The organism is Coprococcus sp. AF38-1, from assembly GCF_003603945.1.
GTDB classification, from domain to species: Bacteria; Bacillota; Clostridia; order Lachnospirales; family Lachnospiraceae; genus Coprococcus; species Coprococcus aceti.
The window spans coordinates 221030-230441 of record NZ_QVGO01000008.1 but is presented as its reverse complement, the minus strand read 5'-3'; the positions used below and the strand labels follow the sequence as shown (position 1 = coordinate 230441).

Genomic DNA, 9412 nt, shown 5'->3' with positions numbered 1-9412 from the left:
CTGTCACTTCTGCCAAACTGCGGATTATTCTGCCCCTCCCAGTCAAGGACAAGGATGGCTTTGCCAATATACTTCTTGCAGTATGCCAGGAAGTAGTCAGCCTCTTTCTGTGGATCTCCGCCATTTGCATAGTGGTATGCACCCAGCAGCTTCTTTTTCTTCAAAACAGCATCACAATGCGCTGCAAAGTATCTGTTCTTGTAGTCTGTTCCCTCTGTCGCTTTGATTATACAAAAGTCAAACGGCACTTTAGCAAGGTTGATGCCTGCATCCCCCTGCCATGCGCTGATGTCTATTCCATTCATTTCCCATCACGCTCCTTTCTCTCCATATCTCCGCCTCTGTAAAATCGCTTAAATATTTCGATCAGATAGTCCCATCCTCTGGTACAGATGAATGCAATAATAAAAGCACCAAAGAATACAGCTACAGGGTAATACCATAGCAGCCGAATATCGAAATATGATAATGCTACAAACAAGCATATCTCACATATGATGAGACTTGTTATAAGCACCTGAAAAGAGGTTGGAATCTTCTTCAGTATTCCAACCTCTTTTGTAAACTCTGTGATAACTGTGATTAACGTGCAAACTGCTGCAACAACCAATAATAATATTGCTAACTTATCCATGATTATATCTCCTTCCTATTCCTGATCATGTGCTGCTTTATTCAAATGCTTTTCCATCTTGTCGATTGCTTCTGTGACTGGCCCGTTACATCCAAGTTCCTTGAGACCTTTCAGGCATGCAAGTGTACCATATGTAAGCAGACACTGTTCTTCCTTCATCTTCTTAATCTCCACATCCTGTTCATTCTGCCTGGAATACCATTCATATATTGATATGAGTATCCCTCCTATCAGTACAAGAGCTCCAAGTACCTTCCCAACCTGAATTATTGTTTCAAAATTTATATACATGCTCAACCCCCTATATAAGATTCTTAGGTCTTGCAACTCCTACTACAACTAAGCTTATATTTGAATCTGCTTTGTTTGTATTTTTTGCTTTTACAGTTATCGAATATGTAGTCTGATTCATTGAAGAAGCTTCATATCCCATGTATGTGACACCACTAGGGATATTTTTAGGTATTACTAGTATTCTACCCGTATTATTTGGCAACTCTACTGTAACGTCATATTGAAGTGTTGTTCCTGCGTCAGTTCCTGGTATAGTCGCTGTTGCTCCTACTATATCAGATATAACAAGGCTCTTTGTTGCAATTTTTTCCGCATAGCTTTGCGCATTAGCAGCATCTGTTTTTGCAGCATCTGCCGTGTTCTGTGCATTATCCGCTTTCGACAATGCAGTGTCTGCTGTTTCCTTCGCTTCCTCAGCCCTACCTATAGCTTCCTCAGCCATTGATGCTGCGTCATTTGCAATAGACTGTGCCTCTGCGGTAGCCTCTGCCGCTGTTTTTTCGGCTTTCGATATCGCCTGGTTGATATTCTTTGTCGTTAAATCTGACTCCTCCTTTGTATATTTATTACTAAGTGGGGGGAAAATTGATGCAATCGCAACCGGCCCACTCGCATTTATTCCATCGTGTATAATTTTGTAAAGCGGCATGTCGGCGACACTTACATTATTTGCTATTATGCCAGTTTCATACACAGGTGATTGTGGCTCCTGTGAGGATTCTACAGGCTGCCCTGTCAAGATCAGCAATGACATATCCTCAAGTCCTTCCTCTGACAGCGTGTATCTTGCAACAAGAATATCAACTCGCTTTTTACCTGTTTCTCCACTAGGGAAAGTAAGATCTTCATATGTACCTGTAACCCTAGCATGGCACCCCTGAAACATAATGTCACACGGATATACTCTAAGTGTCGTTGAATTAACCAGCACTGGTGGCTGGGAGACCGACAAAAATCCATCGCCATCCCATTCTGCTCTGTGCAAGGCTCTATCATCTGCACTCGTTACATGTGGTTTCCCTGTTTTTCCTGTTATTATCTTCATAAAATCCGCCTTTCTTCTATGACACTGAATATTCAATGTCTATGCTGTTATCATCTATCTTCGCTATGATATTTGTTATCTGCTTTTTTACTGTTGCTCCTGTGATTTTCTCTGTGCCACCTGTGATATCGCCTATCTGCATTGACATATCTGGGAGTGTCATATCTAAGCTGTCCACATTAAGCTCCTGTATTCTTGCTATACCGCCTGTTCTAAGCTCATCAATATTTGCTGCCGAACTATAATCATATATTGCTGTGCGTTCTTCCAAACCTTTATATGTCTGCGTATCAGTGATATTTCCCACCTTATCAACGTACAAGTGCAGCACCTGACGGTCTTTGAGCTCGCCTTGACCAAGGCAGATAAGATGATTATATCCATTCTTGACCTGTGTGATATTGTAGTTGATATCCGATCTCATACAATCCTTATCCTCTGTATAATCGTAAGGCACCGCACTACTCATAGTCACATATCCATCTTTAATCGCAAGCCTGAGAACCCTGTTCTGGGTGCTCAACAGCGCACATATGCCATCATAGAGACTCACATATCTGTTGAACTGAAATGATTGTACATTCCATGATTCGCCTGTCATTCTGTATATGCTGCTAAGTCCAGCCACTTCAATGAGCTTATTGATCACTGTAACTGCATCACCTGATACAATCTTGTAATCCGTCCCCGCCGGAGGCTCTATGATCTTGTCACACAAGATTCCTCTGAGATTTCGGCCAGTGTATTTGATTTCTCTGTCGGATGTCACCACACCGACATTATCAACTATTCCGCCGTACTCAGTGTTGTTGATATACCACCAAGAACCGCCTTGCAGGATGTTGTTATCCTGCGCTACAGTGACCTCGAAATCCTTATCCTTTGCAACATCCACATCTATATTGAAGTTCTTGAGATATCCCTGTTCTACCCTGTCTGCATCAGTGTATATCAACCTTATGTCCATTTTGGTTCACCTCTCTCATGTATTACACTTAAATCAAAATCAAAGCTTCCATTCCACATCACACGATGATTCCCGGGGGATATCTTTTCAAACACATCGCTTTGCTTGTCCCTGTATCTGAACATGTTTTCCTGTGTTCCATCTGCTTTCACAAGAGTTATCGTAAGCTCTGCAGAATTAATAACAATCTTATCTCCATCGCCAACAACACACCTAACGCTGTAGTAATGATTGTCAACATATATGACTGGATTAACAGCACCACTATGTATGCTGAGTACAAAATCACAGCTTCTGAAGTCATCTACCTCTAGTTTACTGATATTGTCAGAAATTGAGTTGTAATCATATTCATAACAATACTCATAGCCTTTACCTTCAATAAACTCATCTGGTACATGCTTATAGTTGTGCAACTCTTCCTTCATCCATCTGCCACCATCTGTTACTACTTTAAGTGACAGATTCATCGATGTAGCCACGTCAAGATAATTGCTCTTCGCCGAACTAAACACATAGCATTCAAGATAGTAATCTCCTATATAGAGCCTTCCCTTCTTTTCTGCTATAATATCCTTCTCACAAACCTCATACAGCCTATTCTTAATATCTGTACACTTTTTCTTATTTGCCGCAGATATAACAATAGGGATGGTCTTTGAGACCACCCCTTTTCTAAAATTCTCAGCACGGTTTCTGCTGCTGTCGTATGTCCACTCATAATCTCTGAGATCATTACTGTTTGCAAATGTTCCTTTCTTGCCAAACTCTATAACCTCACCGAGATGATTCACATATTTAAGCTGTTCAAGCATTTCTCACCATCCTTCCGAACTCTCTGCCATCAAGTTTCAATCTCACACCCTCTGTAAGAGCTGTCAGTATCCACTCATACATGTTGTCATCTATGTGTCTTATAATCTCCAGTATCTTATAAAGTACCTTCAGTGATTCCGAATCACCAGTCACTGCTCCACCTGTAGCCTCTGCCATATCCTCGGCTACCTTCTTGATCCAACCAGTATTCTTCTCAAGTGGCACTACAGCCTCAGCTCCATTACCCTCAAGGATACCAACCTGACCACGCTTAAGCACACCACCTTCAGCAAGTTGCGGAGCGTCAAGCTCATCTATTCTCGATATCGACACCTTTGGGATCTTATTCAAGACTGATATAGCCGAATTGATTGCCCGGATAAAGCCATTGATAATCCCTGTAGCTTTACTAAGTATCGCATTGACCGCTGATGTCACAGCACCAGATAATCCGTCCGCTATTGCTGTTCCGACCTTGCTAAATATATTCTTGATCTTCTGCCAGGTGGAGCTAAAGAAATTCACCATCGGTGAAAATGCATTCTTTATACCAGCCCAAGCTCTGCCAAATATATCACTGAACCATGTGCCTACGGCAGAGAATGTGCCCTTAATACTTGACCATATTCCACTAAAGAACTCTGGTGCCGCGTTCCATGCTTTCTTGATTCCCCGCCAAGCCGCAGCAAATGATTCTTTACAGTTATTGATCACTTTAACTATCAACTTGATAGCAGACTTAAGCGTTCCTGAAAGCATCTTACAATACCATTCAAGGATTGGTTGCAGCACATTTAGGTAATCTTCCATCAGCATCGAAAGTAATTCCACCAGTGGTGGTAATATCATATTGATAAGATCTGTCAGCGGTGTGACTACCTGCATTACCAAGTCGATAATCGGTGTCAACATATCCAAAAACGGCTGTAACAATTCAAGTATAGGCTGCAAAATAGCCATCAAAACAGGCAGTAAAGACTGAATAATCTGAGTCACCGGCGGCAAAAGCATATTGATCAGATTCGTAAGTGGCGGTAAAACCGCCTGAATAATCTGCATCATCGGTGGTAAAAGCAGATTAAGCAGTGTTGTCAGTGTTGTCAGCACAGGTCCAACCAACTGCAGAATCGATGGTAAAATCGATGTCAGGGTGCTAAAAATAGAATTTAGAGCGGTTGATATCGACTGTCCCAATTCCCCACCTATGCCGGGCAGTAATGTCTCAAGTATTCCGGGCAGATTATTGACCACCTCAGACAACAACGATGTCGCTCCCTGCATCAACGATGGCAGTAACTGCTCAATAAGAGGCGGTATGTATGGTGCCAGCTTCTGTGCAAGACTTGATATACCTGTAACCACCCTCGGCAGTGTATCGGCTATCCTTGGTACAAGATTATCTGCTACAGCCATAGCCGAATCAACAAGGTTGTTCATCAGCACTCCCATATCCTGAGATGGGTCAGCCATACCTATGAGCAGATTCGTCCATGCGGACTTCATCATGCCGATGGAACCCTGTATTGTCGTGGCCGCTTCTTTTGCGGTGGTTCCCATAGCTGCAAGAGCCTCTTCCTGCGTCATGGTTCCATTCTTCACTGCCTCAGCCGCTTGTTCAGCAGTAAGTCCAGATATTCCCATCTCGACCTGAACGGTGTGAATAGCCTCAATCATCTTATCGAATGACACACTATTGACGTTATCTGCTGTCACAGTCATGGTGTCACCAAGTACACCAGAATCATTGATAAGTCTAGCCATCTCGGATGCAGTGCCGCCATAACCAAGCTTAAGGTTATCAAGCATCGTGTAGTTTTGCTTAGCAAAGCCCTGATATGCATTCTGTATAGATGCCATATCAGTTCCCATCTTGTTGGCATTATCAGCCATATCTACAATAGCTGTGTTTGCCACTTCAGCTGCCTGTGCTGTATCACCTTCCAGACCTTGCAGCAGCGAAGCTGAAAAGCTCGTTACAGTGTCCATGTAATCATTCGCCGACAGTCCCGCCGTCTTATATGCATTATTTGCATACTCAACAACCTTATCTGAACTGTCCTTGAACAGCGTCTCAACACCACCGACAAGCTGCTCGTAATCCGCATACTCGCTTACAGCCTTAGCAGTAATGCCAGCTATTCCAGTAGCCACAGCCATTGTTGCAACCACGGCGACCTTTGCTGCCTTGAGCGCAAACTTGCCGATATTGCCAAACACAGAACTCATCTTTTTGCTTGTCTTCTCTGCCTTGTCGCCAGTCTCTTCAATTTTCTCATTCGCATCCTCATTTGATACTGCGATTCTTCCCAGTAACTTAAATACTTCCAAAAGGGTCTACCCCCTTTCCTCGATAATAAAAAAATAGAGACACACGTTCTGTGTGCCCCTATGGTTTAAAATTCTCTATGATCGACATGGAATCCTTTATGGTTGTTTCAAGTTCGTCTCTGCTTTCAAATGCCCCTGATCTGACCGGCTGTGAACTGCCACCTGATGTGCCATACAGCCTTGCCTTGAAGTCATTGAATGATATGTTTTCCCAGCATTTGTGAATGTACATATCCCAGAGCTTATCATCATCGTCAAGACGCACAAACGTGCATACAAACTCATCAAAGCTCTGATTGTCTATCATCGTATCAAGCAGAGTGTACGGATCCGCATATCTGTGAAATATCAGATCCATGAACTTGAGATAGCCTACTGTCTCTTCTCGAACAATCTTGAAACAACCTTGATAAAATCCGCAAAGCCCGGAAGTGTGACCGCATCATATAACATCTGTGTGAACACAGAGAGGTCAAGATCTGCTACCTCATCCACTGTCATTCCTGACAGGTGTGACAGGCAGACAAATACCTCACGCTGACAGTCTGACAGCTTAGCCAGTATCACATCTACAAGCTCAAACGCAAGGCCAACACCCACATTCTCAAGGAACTTCGATGTGTCCTCATCATCCTCATCACCAGCAAGTTTCTCACGTTCCTTCGCAATGAGCTCTTTGAACCCATTGCCGCTGAATGAATCTTTGAAGTCCTTTACCCCCAGCTTGCTGAACAGCTTCAGGAATGAAGCGATATCTGTTGCTTTGGGATTTCTAAGTGTATATGGCTTGATCTCCTGCACATCCTCTACTGCCTCAGTATCTTCAACTACTTCGGCATTCTCTACTGCTTCTATATCTTTGTTCTCTTTTATCTCGGTTGTTCCCATGATTATCTCTCCTTTTCTATGTCAATTAGTCTGTTACTTCTGTACTGGAATCTATAGACTGCTGAACCTGCTCCGTTGTCGTGCCGGTAGGCAAATAGATGTGGTATGGCAGTGTATCAGCTGCTGGTGACAGATCCGCATAGCACTCCATTGTCAGCGCAAATGTGCCGTTCTCCTTGTTCTTGCCCTCTATCTCAAGGCCTGATGTACAGAGCGCATTGTCAAAGATCACGATAACAGGACGACCATCTAAGAATCTTCCAATGTATCCGAAGTTCTCAATGTAATCATCCTTTTCAATTCTTGCCTTGGATTCGATCACATCGTATCCTTCCGCTGTTGATGTGCCATTCTGTCCGATAATAGCCATCTTGATCGTCTCAGGCGACAGCTCCACCATGTTTGTATCCATCTGTGCTGTCTCGCCTGTCTTAACTGTTAACTCCTTAACTTTAACAAGCTCACCATCAACCTCTATATCCTTGAGCTCAGGTTTGATTGACAGCTTTGTGCCGCCGGATGTTGCACCAATCAGAGACTCTGCAAAGTTCCAAGCCTTCTTTGATGCGTCATACTTCAAGCCTTTGTGAATAGTTCCAGCACCAAACACAATGTTCTTCGGTGTCTTGTCTGTGATACCGGATGACTTAAACTCTTCAAAAGTTAATGTATCTGCCATGATATAATCACCTTCCATTCTTATATTCTTTAATAGTCAAATTGATCTGTATACGTTTGAGTTCTGCATCCCCTGTTGGTACCGGTGACGCATTCCCATAAAAAACGGCAACCCCCGCACCACTTGCAAGAATTGCCGTCCGTTCAATATTCTGTTCTATCTTCTGCTTGTACTTCTCCAGGCTGAACCACGAGCCTCTTGTGAAGCCGTCTATGATGAATGTTATTTCCTGACATCCATCCTCTTCAGGAGTATCACCCTCGGAGTATTCACCAACAAAGTATGCCTTTGGTGGATCATCCTGCCACTCCATGAATGCGTATGGAATCTCAAGCTCATCTGTGAGTACGCTATTGATATATGATAATGTCTCTGTCGTCATTCGTCATCACCGCCTTACTCACTGAACGTCTGATTTAGAATAGAGCCAAGTCGCCTGATGATCTTGCTCTTGGTCTTGTCAAAGGCTTTCTGTAAAGGTCTGAGTGGCTTCTTACCATAGGTAAAAACAGCTACTATATTTCCTGCCTTATCCTTTTTTACCTTACTGAACTTACTGGCTTGTTTCAAGCTCATTCCATCAGGTCCCACAGGAGCCCACCATCCGCCTTTACGGCCATTCTTTTTCAAAGCATATTCGCCTGTGCCGTATTCTTCCCAGATAGCATTCTCCCTAGGATTTCCAATTACAGCCTCACCCTTATCTTCATCGACATAGTGAGTCCATTCGCCTTTGGTGTGACCTGTATCAACTCTTGTCTGTGCTATCTTTGTCTGAGCCTCAACCTCTACAGCAACTTCATACAGGAATGCAACAATAGCATCATTCAGAGCTGCCTCAACCTTTATTCTGTTGTCTGTGAACTCCACATTTCCCATTACTGCCCTCCTGTATACTTCAGATATATCTCAAGCTGCTCATGCATCCCCATCGGATCATCTATCAGCATGATGTCATATACCTGGCCATTAACCACCATACGGCTGTTCTCAGCCTTGATCATGTCACTGAGCTGTTTATAATCAGCCACGAACATATGCGTGGATTCCTGCACCTTGGCATTGTATGTTGTGTACTTACTGTCACCGCCTGAGAGGTCAAGCCATCCGGTCAAGGTATCTTCAGATATCCATGTGACTTCCTGTTCGCCTATCTCATTTCTGGTTATGCTTTTAACCTGTATATCTGCAACTGCATTTCCGCCTATTCCTCGCATCTCAAAACCTCGCTTTCATGTACGGTTTTAAGAAGCCAAGAAGCGACTTTGGATATCCCATGAGGGAATTGTCGCCATCCATATTGAAATAGGTCACAGAGTGCCTACTGATAGTCTCAGACTGCACACCAACCTTATCCCTGTTGTTCAGGTCCCATGAAAGCATGTTGGCAACTCCCAGCTTGATATCCATCGGATATACTATCTTTGTCACCATGGCGACCGGTTCGCTTACAAGCTCCTCATTCACCTCTATATGTCCATTGTCCATATCCACAGCTTTGATGGTGTACAAGCCATCGTTGTAACGTGACTCTGACACCTGTATAGTGTCGCCAACCTTGAACAGCTCAGATGCATACTGAAAGCCTGTCACAGCGTCCACAGGAGCCACAAACCGCCTGTTCCTGTCCTGAAAGTTATTGTTTGTGTACTTCCGGATCAACAGCTCCAGTGCCTGAAGCTTAGCCTCAAGCACTGAATCTTTCTCCTCGGTGTCTACATACTTTTTCAACTCTTCGACAGTCATGATCATATGACCACC

14 protein-coding genes are annotated in these 9412 nt (G+C 43.5%); all 14 read right to left on the bottom strand.

Annotated elements, in window-relative coordinates:
- The coding region (locus DW025_RS13285) for a GH25 family lysozyme (RefSeq protein WP_279221686.1) at positions 1–305 on the bottom strand (305 nt) is incomplete at its 3' end.
- On the bottom strand, positions 302–634 hold the full coding sequence (locus DW025_RS13280) for a hypothetical protein (protein WP_120000311.1): 333 nt from the start codon (positions 632–634) through the stop codon (positions 302–304). The genes DW025_RS13285 and DW025_RS13280, both read right to left, overlap by 4 nt.
- Before the next feature lie 15 nt (positions 635–649).
- Positions 650–925, bottom strand: coding sequence for a branched-chain amino acid ABC transporter permease (locus DW025_RS13275; RefSeq protein ID WP_120000309.1), 276 nt, complete (start codon positions 923–925; stop codon positions 650–652).
- 10 nt (positions 926–935) lie between these two features.
- Complete coding sequence (locus DW025_RS13270) at positions 936–1973, bottom strand: hypothetical protein (RefSeq protein WP_120000307.1); 1038 nt, start codon at positions 1971–1973, stop codon at positions 936–938.
- Positions 1974–1989: 16 nt separating this feature from the next.
- Positions 1990–2940 (bottom strand): hypothetical protein, encoded by a 951-nt coding sequence (locus DW025_RS13265; RefSeq protein ID WP_120000306.1) that lies wholly within the window; start codon positions 2938–2940, stop codon positions 1990–1992.
- Positions 2931–3755, bottom strand: coding sequence for a hypothetical protein (locus tag DW025_RS13260; protein ID WP_118649399.1), 825 nt, complete (start codon positions 3753–3755; stop codon positions 2931–2933). The genes DW025_RS13265 and DW025_RS13260 overlap by 10 nt, the downstream gene beginning before the upstream one ends.
- A complete protein-coding gene (locus DW025_RS14995; protein ID WP_207666814.1) occupies positions 3748–6084 on the bottom strand; it encodes a phage tail protein in 2337 nt (778 codons plus the stop codon). Before DW025_RS14995 ends, DW025_RS13260 begins: the two co-directional genes overlap by 8 nt.
- A gap of 58 nt (positions 6085–6142) precedes the next feature.
- Positions 6143–6442: a hypothetical protein gene (locus tag DW025_RS13250; RefSeq protein WP_120000304.1), complete on the bottom strand. Its 300-nt coding sequence runs from the start codon at positions 6440–6442 to the stop codon at positions 6143–6145.
- Between the two features lie 14 nt (positions 6443–6456).
- The gene (locus DW025_RS13245) at positions 6457–6972 is read right to left on the bottom strand and encodes a hypothetical protein (RefSeq protein ID WP_120000302.1); all 516 of its coding nucleotides are present in this window, start codon (positions 6970–6972) and stop codon (positions 6457–6459) included.
- A 25-nt stretch (positions 6973–6997) separates the two neighbouring features.
- Positions 6998–7651, bottom strand: a complete 654-nt coding sequence (locus tag DW025_RS13240) for a hypothetical protein (RefSeq protein ID WP_133302890.1) — start codon at positions 7649–7651, stop codon at positions 6998–7000.
- A 7-nt stretch (positions 7652–7658) separates the two neighbouring features.
- On the bottom strand, positions 7659–8033 hold the full coding sequence (locus DW025_RS13235) for a hypothetical protein (RefSeq protein ID WP_120000298.1): 375 nt from the start codon (positions 8031–8033) through the stop codon (positions 7659–7661).
- A gap of 14 nt (positions 8034–8047) precedes the next feature.
- Complete coding sequence (locus DW025_RS13230; RefSeq protein WP_120000296.1) at positions 8048–8530, bottom strand: hypothetical protein; 483 nt, start codon at positions 8528–8530, stop codon at positions 8048–8050.
- On the bottom strand, positions 8530–8868 hold the full coding sequence (locus DW025_RS13225) for a phage head completion protein (RefSeq protein ID WP_118649406.1): 339 nt from the start codon (positions 8866–8868) through the stop codon (positions 8530–8532). Before DW025_RS13225 ends, DW025_RS13230 begins: the two co-directional genes overlap by 1 nt.
- 1 nt (position 8869) lies before the next feature.
- The gene (locus DW025_RS13220; protein ID WP_118649407.1) at positions 8870–9403 is read right to left on the bottom strand and encodes a hypothetical protein; all 534 of its coding nucleotides are present in this window, start codon (positions 9401–9403) and stop codon (positions 8870–8872) included.
- Between the last annotated feature and the right edge of the window lie 9 nt (positions 9404–9412).